The 18,906-nt window shown below is 61.2% G+C and carries 15 protein-coding genes and 1 pseudogene; 1 reads left to right on the plus strand and 15 read right to left on the minus strand.

Going from position 1 to position 18,906, the window contains the following annotated elements:
* Nucleotides 1-105: 105 nt before the first annotated feature.
* The gene (locus tag MF268_RS24630) at nt 106-1,203 is read left to right on the plus strand and encodes a tyrosine-type recombinase/integrase (RefSeq protein WP_084353840.1); all 1,098 of its coding nucleotides are present in this window, start codon (nt 106-108) and stop codon (nt 1,201-1,203) included.
* A gap of 97 nt (nt 1,204-1,300) precedes the next feature.
* Here the strand turns inward: MF268_RS24630 and MF268_RS25535 are convergent.
* The 15 genes and pseudogenes from MF268_RS25535 to MF268_RS24705 all read right to left on the minus strand — a co-directional run.
* A pseudogene (locus MF268_RS25535) lies at nt 1,301-2,659 on the minus strand (ParB/RepB/Spo0J family partition protein); the annotation flags it as partial.
* A gap of 179 nt (nt 2,660-2,838) precedes the next feature.
* Nucleotides 2,839-4,050, minus strand: a complete 1,212-nt coding sequence (repC, locus tag MF268_RS24640; RefSeq protein WP_037954835.1) for a plasmid replication protein RepC — start codon at nt 4,048-4,050, stop codon at nt 2,839-2,841.
* Nucleotides 4,051-4,263: 213 nt separating this feature from the next.
* Nucleotides 4,264-5,193, minus strand: a complete 930-nt coding sequence (gene repB, locus MF268_RS24645) for a plasmid partitioning protein RepB (RefSeq protein WP_037954833.1) — start codon at nt 5,191-5,193, stop codon at nt 4,264-4,266.
* Entirely contained in the window at nt 5,177-6,370 is a 1,194-nt protein-coding gene (gene repA / locus MF268_RS24650) for a plasmid partitioning protein RepA (RefSeq protein ID WP_009827042.1), read from the minus strand. Before repA ends, repB begins: the two co-directional genes overlap by 17 nt.
* A 192-nt stretch (nt 6,371-6,562) precedes the next feature.
* Complete coding sequence (locus MF268_RS24655) at nt 6,563-7,474, minus strand: DUF2493 domain-containing protein (protein WP_009827041.1); 912 nt, start codon at nt 7,472-7,474, stop codon at nt 6,563-6,565.
* A gap of 312 nt (nt 7,475-7,786) precedes the next feature.
* Nucleotides 7,787-8,833, minus strand: a complete 1,047-nt coding sequence (locus tag MF268_RS24660) for a DUF7146 domain-containing protein (protein ID WP_009827040.1) — start codon at nt 8,831-8,833, stop codon at nt 7,787-7,789.
* Nucleotides 8,830-13,227 carry a strawberry notch-like NTP hydrolase domain-containing protein gene (locus MF268_RS24665; RefSeq protein WP_009827039.1) on the minus strand — a complete coding sequence of 1,466 codons (4,398 nt, stop codon included), beginning with the start codon at nt 13,225-13,227 and terminating at the stop codon, nt 8,830-8,832. Before MF268_RS24665 ends, MF268_RS24660 begins: the two co-directional genes overlap by 4 nt.
* A gap of 126 nt (nt 13,228-13,353) precedes the next feature.
* Nucleotides 13,354-13,653, minus strand: a complete 300-nt coding sequence (locus MF268_RS24670; protein ID WP_009827038.1) for a type II toxin-antitoxin system RelE/ParE family toxin — start codon at nt 13,651-13,653, stop codon at nt 13,354-13,356.
* Nucleotides 13,646-13,897 carry a type II toxin-antitoxin system ParD family antitoxin gene (locus MF268_RS24675; RefSeq protein WP_009827037.1) on the minus strand — a complete coding sequence of 84 codons (252 nt, stop codon included), beginning with the start codon at nt 13,895-13,897 and terminating at the stop codon, nt 13,646-13,648. Before MF268_RS24675 ends, MF268_RS24670 begins: the two co-directional genes overlap by 8 nt.
* A 50-nt stretch (nt 13,898-13,947) precedes the next feature.
* The gene (locus tag MF268_RS24680; protein ID WP_009827036.1) at nt 13,948-14,592 is read right to left on the minus strand and encodes a hypothetical protein; all 645 of its coding nucleotides are present in this window, start codon (nt 14,590-14,592) and stop codon (nt 13,948-13,950) included.
* Nucleotides 14,593-14,697: 105 nt separating this feature from the next.
* The gene (locus MF268_RS24685; RefSeq protein ID WP_009827035.1) at nt 14,698-15,174 is read right to left on the minus strand and encodes a DUF6915 family protein; all 477 of its coding nucleotides are present in this window, start codon (nt 15,172-15,174) and stop codon (nt 14,698-14,700) included.
* Between the two features lies 1 nt (nt 15,175).
* Entirely contained in the window at nt 15,176-15,559 is a 384-nt protein-coding gene (locus tag MF268_RS24690; RefSeq protein ID WP_009827034.1) for a DUF6878 family protein, read from the minus strand.
* Between the two features lie 78 nt (nt 15,560-15,637).
* On the minus strand, nt 15,638-15,934 hold the full coding sequence (locus tag MF268_RS24695; RefSeq protein ID WP_009827033.1) for a hypothetical protein: 297 nt from the start codon (nt 15,932-15,934) through the stop codon (nt 15,638-15,640).
* A 116-nt stretch (nt 15,935-16,050) separates the two neighbouring features.
* Nucleotides 16,051-16,431, minus strand: coding sequence for a DUF3768 domain-containing protein (locus tag MF268_RS24700; RefSeq protein ID WP_009827032.1), 381 nt, complete (start codon nt 16,429-16,431; stop codon nt 16,051-16,053).
* A 126-nt stretch (nt 16,432-16,557) separates the two neighbouring features.
* The gene (locus MF268_RS24705; protein ID WP_009827031.1) at nt 16,558-18,729 is read right to left on the minus strand and encodes a ParB/RepB/Spo0J family partition protein; all 2,172 of its coding nucleotides are present in this window, start codon (nt 18,727-18,729) and stop codon (nt 16,558-16,560) included.
* Between the last annotated feature and the right edge of the window lie 177 nt (nt 18,730-18,906).

Raw genomic sequence — 18,906 nt, forward strand, 5'->3', positions numbered from 1 at the left:
ATAATCCGGGAATGAAACAAGAACATGAACATAGTGATATCAATACGTTAGTGTCCACCAATGGAACAAGAACGACATTAATTTCACCACCGGATTCACTGGAAAATGCCCTCAGAGGACGAGAAGTCGACATCATCAAACTCTGGTGCGTTTTGTATCGCTCAGAACGGCGACAGCGATCAAGAAAAAAGCGACGACATCTCCCTACCCGCCCACGTCGCGGGATCCGGCAGCCTTGATCGCCTGGTCGACGCCGCCCGAGATTATGCGCGCGCCGCAGCTTCTGACAATACGCTGAAAGCCTATGCCAAGGATTGGGCGCATTTCGCGCGGTGGTGTCGGATGAAGGGCGCGGAGCCTCTGCCCCCGTCGCCTGAAATGATCGGGCTTTATCTCGCAGACCTGGCGTCCGGAGCGGGCCCCTCCCCTGCCCTATCGGTCAGTACCATCGAACGTCGCCTCTCCGGCCTTGCCTGGAACTATGCGCAACGCGGCTTTGTCCTCGATCGTAAGAACCGCCACATCGCAACAGTGCTGGCCGGGATCAAACGCAAACACGCCCGTCCGCCGGTGCAGAAGGAAGCGATCCTGGCCGAGGACATCCTCGCGATGGTCGCCACCCTGCCCTACGACCTGCGCGGGCTCAGGGACCGCGCCATCCTGCTCCTCGGGTACGCCGGCGGGCTCCGCCGCTCCGAGATCGTCAGCCTGGATGTCGGAAAGGACGACACGCCCGATTCAGGCGGCTGGATCGAGATCCTCGACGACGGCGCCGTGCTGACGCTCAACGCCAAGACCGGCTGGCGCGAGGTCGAGATCGGTCTGGGATCGTCTAACTCCAGCTGCCCTGTGCATGCGCTCGAGCAGTGGTTGCACTTCGCCAGGATCGACTTCGGGCCGGTCTTTGTCGGCACCACTCGGGGTGGAAAGAAGGCCCTGGAGACAAGGCTGAACGACAAGCATGTCGCGCGGCTGATCAAGCGAACGGTCCTGGACGCCGGCATCCGATCCGAACTGCCCGAAAAGGAACGCCTGGCACTGTTCTCTGGCCATTCTCTGCGCGCAGGTCTCGCCAGTTCGGCCGAGGTGGACGAGCGGTATGTGCAGAAGCACCTTGGCCACGCTTCGGCACAGATGACCCGCCGCTACCAACGCCGCCGCGACCGCTTCCGCGTGAACCTGACGAAAGCCGCTGGATTGTAATCTTGCGAACTGTCATCCTGTCATTAATCCTTGGCCGGTCTGAGCTGATGAAGTCAAGAAGATCTGCATCTTCAGCCTGCTCGGTGTCGGGAACGGGCTCAGGCAAGGGCTTCAACGCACCATCGTCCTCGTCGTCGCGTGCGTTCGCGCCAAGCGCTTGACCAGCAGAAGTGATTTCCGTACCGTGGCCGATACCATCCGCGTAACTCCCCGTTGAAAGCTCAGCGCCCTGCTGTCGGTTCACAGCTGAAGACATCAGCGTATTCCCGAGGCTCATCCTCGGGCCGGACAAAGCCGCGATTAACGACAAGCTCGCCATGCGATAAAGCGTCACAAAAGCCCCTGCCCGCGCGATCTCTTCATCGTCGAAGATCAACGGCCGAGTCTCGAGCTTCTCCATCGCAATTTCCAACTCGCCAAGTCGCGCGTCGACTTCCTCGGGGAATTCATCCTGGCCCTCGTATTCCTCTTCGAGCGCCCGGTATTCGGCAAGAAGCTTGGCATGGGCCGCGCCTTCGTCATCCGTCATCGGTGCCGGGTCTCCGCTCAGCCGCCGCAAACCGTGGCTGTAGCCATAGGGCAGGTCGAGCGAGACCTCGATCCATTTCCAACCTTCGGTCGCAATGGCTTCGGCTTCAGCCTGAAGCTTCTCGCTGACCAGACGATCGAACAGGGCGGGGTCTTCCAGCCAGCCGCCGTCATCGCCCTGGAAGAGGTCGTGCAACATGGTGCCGCCAGCAGACTCATAGGCATCGATGCCGACAAAGACAGCACGACGATCGGATGCCCGCACCGAGGTTTCCGTCAGCATCCGCCGGATCTGATAGGGCTCCTTGTTCCAGGACGAGCGGATCGCCTCCCAGACCTGAACCTGGCGCTCATGATCCGGGTTAACCGTGAAGGCCATCAGCTGCTCCAGCGTCATTTCATCCTCGGCATAAAGCTCGAGCAGGGCAGGGGCCACGACGGCGAGTTTCAAGCGCTGTTTGATCACCTGCGGCCTGACGAAGAAGGCGGTTGCGATCTCTTCGTCGCCCTGACCCTTCTCCTGCAGCGCCACGAAGGCGCGGAACTGATCGAGTGGATGCAGGACAGCGCGCTTCATGTTCTCGGCGAGCGAGTCGTCTTCGGCGAGGATCGTGGACTTCGCATCCCGCACGAAGCAGGGAATGGGCGTCGTCTTGGCCAGGCGCTTCTGCTTCACCAAGAGTGACAGGGCCTGGAAGCGCCTACCGCCAGCGGGTATTTTGAACTTGCCTGTCTCGGACCCATCATCCGCCAGAACGGGCCGGACGCACAGGCTTTGCAGCAACCCGCGGCGGGCGATGTCTTCGGCCAGTTCCTCGACCGAGATGCCGGCCTTGATGCGCCGGACGTTGGACTGGCTCAGCACGAGCTTGTCGAAGGGAATGTCCCGGAACGGGGACTGGGTGACTTTCTGGGCAGGTTTCGCCATCAGATCTCCTCCACGACGGGCGCCGGAAGCCACTCTTCCGATCTCACTTCCCGTCACCCTCAAACCAACAACCCTTTCCCTCTCATATTCTGACGCTCGCGAGGCAGGACTTTAACAGCTGTTAAGTCGACAGTCCCGAGGTGGCGGAAAAGTACGCAGTCTCTCAACCTTAACAGCTGTTAAGCTGCAGATCGTCGCCCAATCAATGCCATGACCATCGGCCCACAGGAGAACTCGCCGGCCGCAGCTTTGGCAGTCAGAGCTCGCAAGTATCCACCAGGCGATCTTATGTCGGCGAAGCGTTCCAGCATCGCAGCAACGACGATCGACGCTTGCTCCGGACCCATGAACCGCTGTGCTTCTTCCCATGCAGACGCACTGATCCCCATGGCTGGCCGCACATGGCCCGCCGCATCGAAAAGCTGATGCCAATGCCGGATCTCACCTTGGTAGAAGGTCTTCAGCGAGGGACATGCCGCTATCACTAGGTGAAGCGGGATCTTTGGCAGATGTCTTGTGTCCTGTTCATCAACGTCAGCCACCGGCTCATTCGTATCCACATCTGGCACACCCGCCGCCGCCCCGCTTTTTTCTAAAGCCGGTTCAAAATCTATAGATTCTTTATTTGAATTATGATGGTGACGCTCAGATTGGGCATCATTGGTGTTCATTTCTTCTGTTTCAGGGCCATCAATGATGTTGCGTGCCTGGTCAAGGAGAGCTTCAAGATCGGCTCGATAGGCCGCGAGGTCCTCAATTGAAAGCTTGCGGCGAAGCGCGCGGGCTGTGAGGGCAGCCTTGTCGCGAAGCTGATCCCAGAAGCCTAGGCCTGGCTGCATCTCGTCTCCGAACTCGGCGAGGGCCGCGAGATCGCGTCGCATGAGGCTTACGACCTCTCTCAGGCGCCTGACGCGCTCCTCAGCCTCACGTACGGCCTCTGCGGCCCGTGCTATCTCCTCGGACTGGCAGTAGAGCGGGGAAAGATCGAAGCCAAAGGCGACGCGGTCTTCGCCGTGCTTGCGGACGTAGCGCTTCCCATTGGGGCTATCGCGCCGCTGGAGCAAGCCAGCCTCGACGAGACGCGCGAGGTGACGACGCATCGTTGAGCACGGCATGCCATTCAGGCGCTCGCAGATCGCCTTGTTCGAGGGGAAGACGACCATCTCGGCGTTCCCGCCAAGCGCATCGTCCGGAAAGAAGCTGAGGAGCCCCTGCAAAACAGTCAGATCACGTTCCGAGACCCCAAAGGCCGCTTGCGCCTTGGAGAGCTCGCGCAGGAGTTCCCACTTGTTAACGGGTCTGGCCGGAACAGATGCCTCGGGTCGCTCGATGACGCGCAAATGAGCGTGCGAAATCGGCCGCATAAACGGCGAAATTGGTGTGTACTCCATGAAAATGTTCACGAAGACAAAAATTCTAGGGCCCGCGAATCGCTTTGCGCTTGCGGGGTAGGGGCCAGAACGCTACATTCAGAAGTGCGAAAACTGAGATTTTGTAGCGGGCTGATCCCGGTGCGAAACCTTACAAAGGTCTCGTGAAGCTAGCTTCTCGGGGCCTTTTTCTTTTTGCCTGTATCGTGCCTCCTTCTTGTTGGTTGCTCTTCCTCAGTCTTCTGAACGCTTCCAGCGCTCATGAAGCTCGGTAATCAGCTTTGGGGCATTGCCCTCCAACCAGCTGATAAAATCAGGTTCATCCGTAGTCAGATCGAGTTTAAGCTGCTTGCCTTGGCGGCTGGTCTTGACCGTCGCAGCTCCGACACCGGGGATCGCCAAAGCAGGCACGCCTTTTCTAGACGGGCTTGCTTTCTTCTCTGCGCTCTTCGCGGCTGCCAGAACTGCGAGAAACGCACGCTCAGAAACCTCATCGACCGAGCCGGAACTTTCGGACTTGGCTGCATGAGCTACGGCTTGCAGTTGGTCTCGATCACCGTCGTAGGCACCCAAAGCCTTTTTGAGCTCTTCCCATCTCGGGCGACCAATCCCGGGAGCCGCACCAATTGCCTGGATGAGTTCCTCGCCGACCGTCCGAACGACACTCAAGAGTTGTGAAACCCCGGCTTCGTGGAGGTTAAGGACTTCGGCGACACCTCGATTGGTGCGCTCAGCCCCTTCCAAATGATCACCGTCCAGAAGTGCCGTCGCAACGAGCGCACGCTCAATAAAGCTCAGATCACGACGCTCTTGGTTCTCGAGAAGCTGATCTCGAAGCGCTTGATCACCCTCAACCTCTGTGACGATGGCTCGAACTTTGATACCGAGTTCGCGACATGCTTCCAAGCGTCTGCGGCCATAGATCAGGTTGTAGCGATCGCCTTCCAGTGGGCGCACCAAGACGGGCACACGCTGACCGTTCTTGGAAATAGAGTTCTTCAGGCCCTCAACTTCAATCTGAAGCCTGTCATCCAACCGTCCTTCGGTAAGGATCTGCGCCGGATCGATCTCAAATACACCGCCACGCAGTCGGCGCCCTTCAAGAGCGTCAGGAGCGTTGCGAAGGGTCTGCAGCGGCAGGCCAAGTTTAGGCTTTCTTGCCATTCCGACCCCATGTGTTCTGGATGATTTCAGCGATCTCATCGTTCACTGCGTTCATGGATTCGATCGCACGATCAAACGTCTGACGCGTGAAGTCCTTTTTGTCAGCTTCGTAGAGCGTTTGCTTGGTCAAGCCGGCATCAGATATTGCGGTCGATTCAACCATGTGATTGGTCAGGACCGACCTCCCAAACAGCCCGCGAATGAAGGCGATGACTTCGGTTTGTGGCGCGTCGCCGACTTTGTATCGCGTTGGCAAGAAGCGCAGCCAATCGAAGCGCAGATTTGCGCCTGCATCCCTGATCACTCCCAGGAGATCCGCAGTCATTCGCAGGAATTGAGACATCGACATGAGGTCAAGCATCTGCGGGTGAACCGTCACGAGGACACCCGAGGACGCAGAAAGTGCTGACATCGTCAAGAAACCAAGCTGCGGCGGGCAGTCGATCACAACAACGTCGTAGTTTGCTTCAACACTATCGAGTGCGTCATGAACTCTCGCGAAGAACGCCTTCGCTCCGCCTCGCTGGATAGCAGCAGGCGTCTCGTGCTCGAACTCCATGAGTTCAAGGTTGCCCGGGATAAGATCAAGGCCGCGGATGTAAGTCTTGCGGATCACTTCGGCGATCGGAACCGGATCGTCGTAGCGAACGGCATCATAGAGGGTTCCGCCCTCCATAAGGTCGAGTTCTGGCTGGATTCCATGAAGAGCCGAAAGAGATGCTTGGGGGTCGAGATCGATCGCAAGAACCCTGTACCCCTTTAGCGCCAAGCGCTGAGCGAGGTGAGCAGACGTCGTCGTTTTGCCGGAGCCGCCCTTGAAGTTCACCACTGATATGACTTGAAGCTCGTCACCGTCGCGACGCCCAGGCACGTAAGTTCCAGACTTTTTTGCATTTCCTTCAAGCGTCTGCCGGATTTCCCAGATATCGTCGAGCGTATAGCGGCGATGACTTCCCGCCGTCGTCTCGACGTCAACGATCTTTCCTTCTCGATGAAGCTTCCGAAGATAGGTATGGTCGACGCCAAGGAGCTCAGCAGCTTCGCCGCTGGTCAAAGTGCGCATCACCTTCTTTGCATCTGGTGGGAAGTGCGCAGCGCGCTGAGCATGCAGGTTCGACGCGAGAAGTTCCGCGTAGTGCCCGATGGCGATATCAAGATCCTGTTCTGCTTCGCTCATGTCTGCCCCGATCCGTGGGCGCGTTTTTTATGTGACCGCGCGTTATTTTTCGAGACTATTGCCCGACCAGCCAGATTCGTGCAAGCACTTTCTAGATATTGCGTCGTGCACCAAGTCCACCACAAGGGTAGCGTTCCATTACTCCGAGGCTGTGGTCGTGCGGGATCTCCTGCGCGGTGCGTGAACCGGGGCCTAAGCCCCGATCCTCTTGATGCGGATGCCGAGTTTGCGGGCCTTGTCGACGATATTCTCGGTGATGCCCGAACCGGGCGTGGCGATCAGACCCTGGGGCATGGTCTCGAGCATCTTGTCGTTGCGCTTGAAGGGGGCAGCCTTGCCATGGCTCTTCCAGTCGGGTTTGAACGCCACCTGCGTGACACCACGGGTATCTGCCCAGCGGGCAGCGATCATCTCGGCACCTTTTGGTGTGCCGCCGTGTAAAAGAATCATGTCTGGGTATTTCGCATGGGTGGCATCGAGGACGGACCAGATCAGGTCGTAGGCGTGATAGTCCCCGCCCGAGAAGGCGATCCGCGTGCCTTCGGGGCAGTGAACCTCGGTCTCCTTGCGCCGCTTGGCCGAGAGATAGGCCCGGCTGTCCACCACGGCGGAGGTGAGACCGCGATGCGAGACCTTGGATCCGGTGCGGGGCAGCCAGGGTGAACCGGTGGCGGCCGAGAAGTGGTCCACGGCCAGATCGCGCATCTGCTCGAAAGCGTCGCGATGGTCCCAGAGCTTCAGCCCGATCATCTGGAGGCGCTCGAGTTCGACCGAGGCGACCTCGGAGCCGTCCTGGATGGCCAGACTTTCCCGGACCTCGAATTCGTTGTCATCGAGGAGCTTCTGGATATGGGTGAGCCGGCGATGGAAGATCGAGGTCAGGGACCAGAGCATCTCTTCGAGATTGTCTTCCAACTGGCTTCCGGTGAGGAGGCCGATGGTGGTGTCAAAGAGCGTCGCCATGGCGAGTTCGACCTCGTCGGGCTGGGGCAGGGGGCGATGATCGGTCTCGCCGGGCCCGGGCGTTGCGACGTGAAGTGCGAGGTGGTCGAGGATGGCGGAGGTCACGCCGGTTTCCTCTTGGATGTCTGTCTGATGGGGCATTGTCTGGTTCCTCTGTTTGATCTGACCCGATTTGGATGGGGCGATAACAGGACCGGCGGCGACCGGGCCGCATCCGTCAGGATCGGAGCGCAGCGGAGAATGTGACCCGGACCGGAAAATTGTTCCCGCGAGGAATGGCCCGCCACGGTCATGTGGTGGGGCAGGGGAATTTTCCGGGTAGCGGGCGCATTGCTGCCCGGGCGAGGAGCACTCTGCTCCGACCCGCCGGTCCATCGCTCCCCTTGTCCAAACGGGATCAGATAGAACCGGCGAAACCTTTGCCCGGTCAGGCATCCCCGGGGAGGTTGGCGGTCACCCGTCCTCGATCTCCAGACCTTGTGCTTTCATGGCCTTTAGCAGAGAACGGCGCAGCGCATCTTTGCCAAATGCCCGCAGATCGTCGTTGAAATCGCCCATGTTTGGTACGAGATCACCACAGGTAATTCCAAGCGATTCCAGTTGGTTAAGCAATCTTATTGATGCGTCGCGTCCAGCTTCGTCATTGTCCCGCGCGATCCAGATACGCTTGATCCTCGGCGGCGGGATGAAGAGGCCGAGATGGGTGGCAGTGAGACAGGAGGCGAGATCGAACTCGGGGAGAGCCGTGCCGACCGAGAGGGTGTTCTCGAGACCTTCACCGACGATGAGATCGCTGCGCGCCTTGCCGGACCAGAAGCGGATGGCATGGCCGTGCAGCTGTCCGAGGATCCGCTTCGGGCTCTCGATCTCGGCCAAACCGCCGGTGGACGGGTCGAGAAAAACCCTTGCGCATCCGGTGATCTGGCCGCGATTGTCGGTGATCTTTGCCAGTAGGGCAGGGGCCCGTTCCAGCAGATCGGGGTCGTCCTCGCCCTGCCGCAGGAAGACACGCGCGTGATAGCGCAGGGCCGGGCCGAGCCGTGTGATCCCGCGCCCCTGCAGATAGGTGGCGGCCAAGGTGCCAAACACCGGCTTGCCAGCAGCGAAAAGTTTGCGCGCCCGCGCGATGCGTTTGCTGGAGGCTGCATCCGGGCGCTCAGCCCTTTGGGTGTCTCGAGGTACGGCAGGGCAGGGGGCTTCGCCGAGGAAGGATCGAGCCTCCCTCAGGGTCTCCTTGAGCGTGACAGACCCAAGCCGTTCATGCAGCAGGTCGATCAGGTCGCCATATTCACCCGTCGCGAAATCTTGCCAGGACCCGGCTTTACGACCAACCTGCGCCTGCAGACGGATGGCGAGGCTCTGGCCCTTTGCACCGGACGTGTCGCCGACCTGCCAATAATTACCCAGCTTGCGCCCCTCGGGGAAATACTGGCGGCAGAAACTCTCGGCATGGTCTGCCAGATCGGCCGAGAGGTCCGCGATACTGTGGCGCGCGCTCATGCGGCGGCCTCCGATGTGCCGGCGCCAACTGGATGCTCGGCAAGGACCCGTGTCAGCACCTCGATGCCGTCGACCGGAATGAACACCCGCGTCTTCCACTGGATCACTTCCGTGAAACAGCCCATTGCCTTCAGTCCGGGCAGGGCCGCGCCTGAAGCACCTATCAGCTCAAGCCTCGGCTGCCCCATGACCAGCGACCGGCGCAGCTGATAGCCGCCGAGGAGGTTCAGCGTCGTCCTGGCTTCCATCACGGCGGCGAGCACTTCCCGCGGCGTCATCTCGATCTGGCAATCGAGACCAAGGCGTGCAAAGACATTGAGAAGCTGCTCCTGGCTGACCAGTCGACCGATGGCGCGCTCCCCATCCTCGGTCTGAAGGCGGTAGATGCGCATGTTGTCAGCGGGAAGCCGATCCCAGATCGGCAGGAGAAGCCCGCAGATGAGCGTAATCTTTGAGGTGGTGAACTCCGGCACTGCCTCGACCTCGGCCTGCCAGAGCTGTTCGAATATCGCATCATCGATCTCTTCCCAGTGCGACTTCGAGAACTCGGTCAGCGCGAGGATTTCTGTGGCCATCGGACGCAGAAGCTTCACCCGCAGGATCGGCACGCCGTCCTCGTCCATGAAGGCCGGCGCATTCACCATCAGCGCCGCGCGTTTGGAGGAGGTGTTCCAGCACAGCGTCGCGCCGTCCGTATTTGCGCAGATCGATTTGATCCGGGGCAGGGTGAGCGGATCGTTGCGATCGGTACGCTCCACGGTCAGCGCAGTTGCCGTTGCGCCCGTAGCCCCGTGCTCGAAGATGACCTTGCGGTCGACGATTTCGAATTTCTCGGCCTTGAGCGTTTCGAGGCCGACATCGAGCGTGCCTGCCTGGCGCGCATCTTCGATGATGGCCGAGAGGAACCCGCCGAAGGCCTCGAAGATCGCGTCCTGCATGTCGATGCGGAGCGCGAGGCAACGATTCAGGAACTGCTGGATCGGCGGCAGGGTCTCTTTCATCGTGCCATCCGCTTCATCGAGCGTCAGCCCAGTCATCTCCTGGAATTTCGCATAGGAGCAGGCCTCGATCTTACCCGCACGCAGCTTGTAGAAGAACTGGCGCAGCGCAGCGCGTGCGTAGGGGCTCTCAAGGTTGTCCTCGGCACGGAACATGTTCTGACCGCCGGTCTCGCGCTGTCCCTTGGTGATGGCACCCAGCGTGTCGAGGCGGCGGGCGATGGTGGAGAGAAAGCGCTTCTCGCCCTTCACGTCTGTGGCGACGGGGCGAAAGAGTGGCGGCTGCGCCTGGTTCGTGCGGTTGGTCCTCCCGAGACCCTGAATCGCATTGTCGGCCTTCCACCCGGGCTCCAGGAGGTAATGCACCCGAAGGCGCTGGTTCTTGGCCCCGAGATCGGCGTGGTAGCTGCGCCCGGTGCCACCCGCATCGGAGAAGATCAGGATGCGTTTTGCATCGTCCATGAAGGCCTGGGTTTCGCCGAGGTTGGAGGAGGCGGGGCGGTTCTCGACCTTGAGCCGCCCCTCACGCGTCTTGACGATGCGCCGCTTGCGCCCCGTGACCTCAGCCACTGCATCGCCTCCGAAATGCCAGAGGATCTGGTCGAGCGCGCCCTGCACCGGGGCGAGGGCCCCAAGATGCTCGACAAGATCATCCCGCCGCCGCTCCGCCTCGCGGCAGATGATCGGGTTGCCATCGCAATCGAGGGCGGGGCGCGAGCGCAGATCGCCATTCTCGTCGGTGTAAGGCTCAAAAAGCTGCGTCGGGAAGCTGTGCATCAGGTAGTCCATGATGTTCTCCCTCGGCGTGAAATCGACCTGCAGATCGTCCCAGTCCGAGGAAGGGATCTCTTCAAGGCGGCGTTCCATCACCGCTTCGCTGGTCGAGACCACCTGAATCACGGCCGAGTGCCCTGCTGCAAGGTCCGCCTCGATGGCGCGGATCAGCGAGGGACATTTCATGGCGGTGATGAGATGGTTGAAGAAGCGCTGCTTGTTGCTCTCGAAGGCCGAACGCGCGGCGGATTTCGCTTGGGCGTTCAGCGTGCCGGTCTCAGAAGAAATACCCGAGGCCTGAAGCGCTGCCTCAAGGTTGTTGTGGATGATCTGGTAGGCATCGGCGTAGCTGTCGTATATGGCGACTTGAGCGGGGCTCAGCTCATGGACCAGCATCTCGTATTCGACCCCGGCATAGGAGAGGGACCGCGCCAGATAGAGCCCAAGCGCCTTCAGGTCGCGCGAGATCATCTCCATGGCCGCAATGCCCCCGGCCTCCATCGCGGCGACGAACTCGGCCCGCGTCACGAAGGGGAAATCGCCGGTGCCCCAGAGACCGAGGCGCGAAGCATAGGCAAGATTGCCGACGACTGTGGCACCGGTCGCCGAGACATAGAGAACCCGTGCATCGGGCGCGGCGTTCTGCAGCGCGAGGCCAGCGAGGCCCTGCTGGGACGCCTTCTTGTCGCCGCGGTCGGACTTTTCTCCGGCAGCATTCGCCATGGCATGGCTTTCATCAAAAGCAATGACCCCGTCGAACCCATCGCTGAGCCAGGACGTGACCTGATCGAGGCGGGAGGCTTTGCCCTCACGTTCAGCCGAGCGCAGCGTGGCGTAGGTGACGAAGAGGATGCCCTCGGGCAGGCGGATGTCGCTGCCCTGGCGGAACTTCGAGAGCGGCACGATATCGCTTTCGCGTCCCCCGAGCGCTATCCAGTCGCGACGCGCATCTTCGATGAGCTTGTCGCTCTTCGAGACCCAGACCGCCCGTCGGCGCCCTTTGAGCCAATTATCGAGGATGATACCGGCAACCTGTCGCCCTTTACCGCATCCCGTGCCATCACCCAGAAACCAGCCCTTGCGCAGGCGAAACGCGCCTTCGTCGCCCTCGGCCGCCGCCATCAACTGGCCTTCGATCTCGCCGCGCTTGAACCAGCCCTTGAGATGCGTCTCATGCGCGTTGCCCGCATAGATGACACTTTCCAGCTGCGGCGCAGAAAGAAGGCCGTCCTGAACGAGGTTCTTCGGCAGGATGGGACGATAGGTCGGCACGGGCGGCGGCACCGAGGCCATGGCGGTGGATTGCACCAGAGCGGTCGGATGTTCCGCCGCGCCATCGATCCTGATCGCCTGAAGGTCATAGGCCTCGTAGACCGTGTCCTGCAGCGTGCCGTCGGGTTGGCTCCAAGCCTTCGGCAGGTAGTCGATCGGGGCCGTCGTGATATCGTCAAACGGGTGCCTTGCGCGTTCTTCGGCGAGGGCACGGGTTTCCTTGCGCGCGGCATTGCGCAGGGCCTGCAGGTTGGTGCGGGTCGAAGCGGTCGGAGCCGACAGGGCCGTACTGGTGGGGCAGGGCGAGGGGCTGTGGCGCTGCGGGCAGTGGGTGAGCACTGCGTTGAGAAGGTCGGCGGTGGTCGCGCAGATCGGATGGTAGACGGCCTCGCTTTCGACCGATGCGATCTCATCAGCGCCAGTCGCACGCTTGTCGATCACCGTCAGCCGTGTGTCGATCGTGGTGCCATGCCGCGCAAAGACCTTGCCGTCGATAGCGGCGGAAAATACCACATCGGCGCTTTGTGCGATCCGCTGAAACGTCGACTGAAAGGATTTCGTCGAGGGGCGGAAGCTCTCGCCGGTGATGACGACAAGCCGCCCACCCGGCGCGAGACGCGCTAGGGCGGACAGGACATGTTGGCTGGTGGCCTGCCGGAACCGGCCGTCGACATGGTTGGCCGCAGAAAACGGTGGGTTCATCACGATGACCGAGGGCGTGATCGACCGATCCAGCCGGTCATCGATCGAGGCGGCATCGTGATCCGAGACGACTGCACCGGGGAACAGATGTCCCAGCAGGGCGCGGCGGGTCTCGGCAAGCTCATTCAGCGCCAGGCGAGCGCCTGCAATCTTTGCGAAAATCGCCAGCAGGCCGGTACCGGCCGAAGGCTCGAGCACCAGGTCGTCGTCCCGAAAGCCCGCCGCCTGCGCAACGATGGCCGCGAGGGGCAGAGGGGTCGAGAATTGTTGCAGGCGGACACTGTCTTCAGAGCGCCGCGTGTGGGAGGGGGCCAGACCGGCGAGACGCTCGATCATGGTGAGAAATGCCCGCGGCGCGGATACCTGGCGCTGCATCAGCGCACCGTAGCGCGAAAGCATCAGGATCTGGGCGACCTCTGCGGCTTCGTAAGCATCCTTCCAGATCCAGGAGCCGCTGGTGTCGCTGGCACCGAAGGCTTGCTCCATCGCAGTGCGAAGGGCGGCGGCGTCGATGGACCTGCCCGCCTCGAACAGGGGGACGAGGGCTTTCGCAACCTGCATCAGGTGTTGGGCGAAGCCCGGAGCCTCTGGCAGGGCAGGGGCGTCGGGCTCGGTTGCAAGTTGGACGGAATGGGGGTGAGCGTTCATCGGCAATCTCCGGGGTTTAGGGTTGGCCCCAAGCCCCGCGCGCACTCTCTCACCCGGGAGGGGTCACCCCTCCTGCCCTGCCTCTCGCTCTTTCATGGCAAAGCCCCGGTGCGAATTCGCCCGTTATCAGGACGACCGCAGATGCCTCGGCACGTCCATGGACTGATGCAAGACTCGGATCACGAAGATCCTGTCCGGGTCCACCTCGTAGAACACGAGGTGCCGGCCCGTGATCAGTTTACGCGCACCCTGCAAGAGATCGGAACAGTCAGACCCCATTTGCGGGTTGGCGATGAGACCCTTCAGGGCGCGATCGATATCATCGAGATAGCGGTCCGCCTGCGCCTCGCCCCACTGTCGGTCTGTCTCGACCCAGATATCGACGAGGTCGGATTTTGCCGCCTGAGAGTGATGAATGTCACGCATCAGAAGCGCCAGAGCGGCTCCGCGCGTCGCGCTTGATCTCATCCATGTCAAGCGGACCGGCGTCACCGGATTGTTTGCCCTCCATCAGCGCAACGCGAAGCCGCGCCCGCTGACCTTCCTGCTCCTCCATCAGGCGCAGAGAGGCGCGGATCAACTCGCTGGTTGACCCGTAACGCCCCTCTTTAAGCATCAGGGCGATGAATTCGTCCCAATGGGGGCCAAGTGTGACGCTTGTGCTTGCCATGCTCACCTCCGTAATACGCATGAATAAGATATATGAGTATTGCGGGCGTTTCAACTCGGGGGTGGGCTTGCGCCCTGTTCCGCAGCGGCGGGTCTTTGTACCTCTCGCAAAATCAGAGGATCTACAACCGCCCGCGCCTCGGACAGGCAGTCCAGATCATAGTGCTCGAAGAACCCCCAACAGGCGTCGATCTCTTCACCGTCACGCTCGACGACATAGCCATAAACCCGTCCGCCGAGGTAGGCATCGAAGGTGACGATCTCAGCGCGCAGAATGTCCTTGGCCTTTTCGCGCATCGCCTTGGTGACGCGCTTCGCGCCGAACTCCTTTCGAACCGTTTCGAGCGTTACGTATACAAAGCCAACTTGGCCGGAATCCCACGGACAATGGAACTCGATGGTGTTCATCGCGAGGCCGGAATGGTCGTAGAGGTACACGGGCAAGATGATTGCCTTGCGCTCGGCGCGCTCGCGGAGGCGATCCAGTGAAAGATCGCTCTGATCCGAGACGCCCGCAAGATCGCGCAGGAACGCCTCGGGGCAGTCGAACCGGTGGCTGTCCCCCAGCCGGTATCGGCGGTGCCAACAGATCAGCGCTCCGAGGTTGGACCACTCCCTTGGGTTCTCAGAATCGGGGTCGTGATAGATCTTGATGACGTGGCCTTGGTAGGCCTCCTCGTAGACAGGGTCTTGCATGTCGATATCCTTTCTTGAAACGCAATCGACCCGCCAAGCCGGTTGTGGCGCAGGCGGGTCGAAGTGGATGGGATCCGGTGGTTGGTGAGTTTTCTGGCCGGCGGATCAGGCAGCGGCGCGGTTTTGGCGATGCTGGATGTGCTCGACAGAGACCTTCAGCAGCCAGTCCTCAAAACCGAGAATGGTCTGGTGATTGGAGACCGCCTCGATCCAGACCGCACGCGGATCGCCAACAATCTGCGTAGGATCGTTGTCGATCCGGCCATTGGCCATCCACGGTTCCGGCTGAATGCGGACAAGCCAGTCCGCCAGCGACGGGATCCGTCCCTGGCAGTCCTCGCGCACATGCTGCTCACCGATCCAGCGGATCGGGACGACCCGGCCCGCGCTGTTGGTCAGGCTGCGGCCGAAGTGACGTTCGGCATCATAGATCCCGACTGTATGATGTTTTTGGGCTCTGTGAACAAAGAGACCTAGGTGCTCTTTGGATGAGTCAAACCAGTCATGCACGAACTGATAGTCATCTGGAACACCGCCGAATTTTCGGGCGGAGCTTTCGGCGTGGTGGAGGGGATGTGCCATGTCAGAGCCCCTCGTGTTCGGTGGTGTTGGTTTCGATATAGCGGTTCGAGTGGCTAACATCGATCTTGTCCGTCTCGAGCGCCCAGGTCAGCTCGCCATAACCGCCCTCGTTGTTCTCGAATCCGGGGCTCAGCGCATAGGCGAAATCCCAACCAAAATCTTCAACCCGGCGTCGCAACTCTTCTGTCAGCGTGATCGTGTCGGGTGTCACGACGACATCCTCGACATTGCCGGAATCGCCGTAGCCTTCATATTGCACCTCGATGCTGGTCACGCCGAAGGCACGCAGCTCGGAGAGAAGGGCAGCGCGAGTCTCGCCCCGCTCTTCGGATGCGCGTCTCTGGGATTCGAGCATCTGTGCGTAGAAATCAGTCGCTTGTGTCATGTCTTTTTGTCCTTTGGAATTGGGAGAGGGGAGGGCGACCGTTACGCGAGGCCGCCCCGGAGTTTCCTTTGGGGGGCTTCAGGCCGCAGCGTCGCCGCGGTTTTCAGCCGTCCGGTCAACCAGGTTGAAATACAGATTCTCGGTCGCGCGCTTGAACCCCGGCGGTTTGCGCGGGGCGAGGCAACGCACCGAAGCACTGCAACTCTCACCATGCTCCATTGCGAACTGCGTCACCTTGTCGATCAAATCGTCCATGCCCGCGGCCTGGACGCGCTTTTCGGGGTAGGTCGCCATCATATGGAACTGGGTAACAACGAAGGCGCCGTCACGATGCGCGGGATAGAGGGTGATCTGGTAATCGAGTGTCTTGGCCATCTCTGGTCTCCTGCAGCAGGCCGGACGCGATCATCGCGCCCCTTGAAACCCGCCAGCCCGAAAGGACCGCCCTTTATGCAAGGACGGCCCGGGGCGGCGATTGGGGGTGGAGGGCGTCAGTATTCCGACGGGAGAAGCAAGGTCAGCACGCGACGCGTCTGTTTCGGGTCGGAAGGCTCAGGCGAGCCGTACTGATAATCGACGTCGTACAAGTCGATCTTGAACCAAACCTTCGTGCCATTGAATTCGATGACCCCCATCTCGTGCAATCCCTGCGGGTCACTGTCGGCATTGAAGGCGTCGAACGCGGCAACGCGGCGTGTGAGTTCCAGTTGTGCGTCGGGTCCAAGCGCGGCGACGCCACATGTCATCACAAACTGTCCCTGCGGGGCATCGGCAACGGAAGGATTGCCGAGGATGGAATTGCGAAACGCGTCATTCTGCGCGGCGATGCGTGCGGCTTCCTGAACAGGATCGAGGTCGAGTCTGGTGGTCATAGGATGTCTCCGGGACGGGCCAGCCGATCCGATATCGGCTGTCGGCAACCCGTCAGCCGGAAAGAGCCGCCCTCGATGTGAGGGCGGCCCAAAGCTCATGTCGTGATCAGGTCGGTGTTCGCTTCGTCAGGCCGCATCTCCGCTAAGGAAGGCGGGCAAGGACGATGGTTCATTGCTCTCCGCCTCGGCCAGAGCGTCTGCGGCAGGCACGTCGCCTTCCTCCGCCTCGGGCGCATCGCCAATCATTTTGGCGTCGGCCTCCGCCGCACCGGCAAACACCATCCCGTCTGGCAGCCAGCGCGTTGTCTTTGCTGCCGTCGCCGCGTCGAAACCTTCCGTCTCGCCGGCCGTTTCCGCGAAAGCGCGCTCCATCGCGGCTGCGAGATCGCCCTTGCGTTCGCGATTGCGATCCTCGGCGTAATCATCGCCGATGAGCTTGCGCGCCGTGGCCACCGCATGCCCCTTGTTGACGCGACCCCAGTAGTTCTGGGCACTCGGGCGCCAGCAGGCCGCCACATCGACGTCGAGCCGCGCACCAATCTCCTCAATGATGTGGGAGGGGCGATTGTCAGAGGAGAGCTGCGGCTTGACCGCGAGACCCGTCGCCCAGGCGAAAAGCGCCTGCTTGTCCGCAATGGGCAGGGCCGACATCGCCCGGAAGTCATCGGGTTTCTCCAGCTTCATCCAGTCGGTGGCGAGGTCCTGCTCCAACGCCTCAAGCATCTTCTGAGCGACGGTGTCCGCATGCAGCACCTCGCGGTTTTGCGCCTGGAAGGGCCGGATCGAGATATCGAGCGCCTCGTTGTTGTAGGACCGCCCCAAAGCCTGCTCGCAGAGCGCGTAGAGCATCGCATCGAAAGCCACCTCGAAATCCGCCGCCAGATGCGCCCGCAGGATGTGCTGACGCGTGGCGCGCAGATCGTCGGCCAGGCTCGCCGAAATCCCGTCCGCCTTGCGCAACGTCGCGGCCGGGTCGGAGCTCGGCACCGGCGTGGAGGAGGTCGGCGGCGTCACCTGTGGGCGGGCAGGGGAGGGAGCGCCATCCGGATCTGCGGTGGTATCGTCCGGTTCGGGCGCAACAGGAATGTCCTCGGGCCGCACCAGGCCTTTCTCGACGCGCAACACCCCGTCATGGCCGATGGTCAGGACTACACCGGCGATAGCGCGATCTGCCTCGGCATAGGGTTGCCGTTCGCGCTGCATGGCTTCAATTTCGCGCAAACGCGGCTCGATGGCGTAGTATTCTTCGGTCTCCGCGTCGGTCCAGTCCTCCCCGTCGTTCTGCGCCGCCAATTCTTCCTCACGCGCGATGAGACGTTCCTCCTCGGCCAGCATGTCCGCATCCGGTTCGATGTCCTGCGGATAGACCCGCCCGAAACTGCGAAACGCGCCATAATCCACCGAAAGATGCACTTCGACCCATTTCCATATCCCTTCGAAGGGTTTGGCCGCAGCCTGCAGTTTCTCAATGGCGAGACGCTCCAAGAGGTCGGGGTTTTCCATATGAGCGGTTGCCCGGTCGTCGAAGAGATCCCGCAGCAGAACCCCGCCCGCCGCCTCATACGCCTCGATGCCGACAAATCGACCAATTGCCGAGTTCGCCGAATGTGCGGCCCCGGTCAGCTGACGTTTGATGCTCTGCGGATGGATGTGATAGCCGCCCTTCACGGCGTTCCAGACCGCGAGCTGGCGGTCATGGTCGTCGGTCAGCGTGAAAGCCATCACGCATTCGAGGGTCAGATCACCGGCACGAAACTGCTCGATGATTTCGGGTGCGACACGGGCGAGTTTGAGGCGACGGCGCACCAGGTCGACGGAGACGCCGAATTTGAGCGCAATCTCGTCTTCGCTGCGACCCTCGCCGATCATCTTGTCGAAGGCCTCGAACTGGTCTGCCGGATGCATCGCCGCGCGCTGGAGGTTTTCTGTGGCCGAGGTAAGGATGGCGTTGCGCTCGTCCTCGACAAGGCAGGGCACTGGATGATCAGCGGGGATCACACCGTCCTCGGCGAGTTGTTTCAGCGCCTTGAGGCGACGACCGCCTGCGTCGACGGCAAAACGTGTCTCGGAAAGTGCGTGAACCACCAGGTTCTGCTTGATTCCCGTCTCGCGGATGCTCGCAAGAATCTCGGCATCGTCGCTGGCGCTTGCGGCCACCTTGCGGACGTTGAGTGGGCTCGGCTCCAGCTTGTCGAGCGGGATCATCCGGATGTCGGCACCGCCGTCAGGCGCGGCCGATCCAACGGCTTCGGTCTTTTTTGAGGTGGTGGGATTCGGGCGGGTCGTGGTCTTGGCCATGGTCAGGGTCCTTGTCTCGCCGGACCCGGATGAGCCTCTCTCTATCCTTTCAAGCCCGGCACCCGGGCTTCCCTTTCTCTGGCTTTCACTGTGCGTTGACGTGTGAAGTGGTCCCATCTTTTCGGACAGGTTTGCAGCGTTTCTAAGGTGTATCGGGTTTAGGTTTCATGCTGCGTG

The organism is Heliomarina baculiformis (assembly GCF_019966545.1).
GTDB classification, from domain to species: Bacteria; Pseudomonadota; Alphaproteobacteria; order Rhodobacterales; family Rhodobacteraceae; genus Heliomarina; species Heliomarina baculiformis.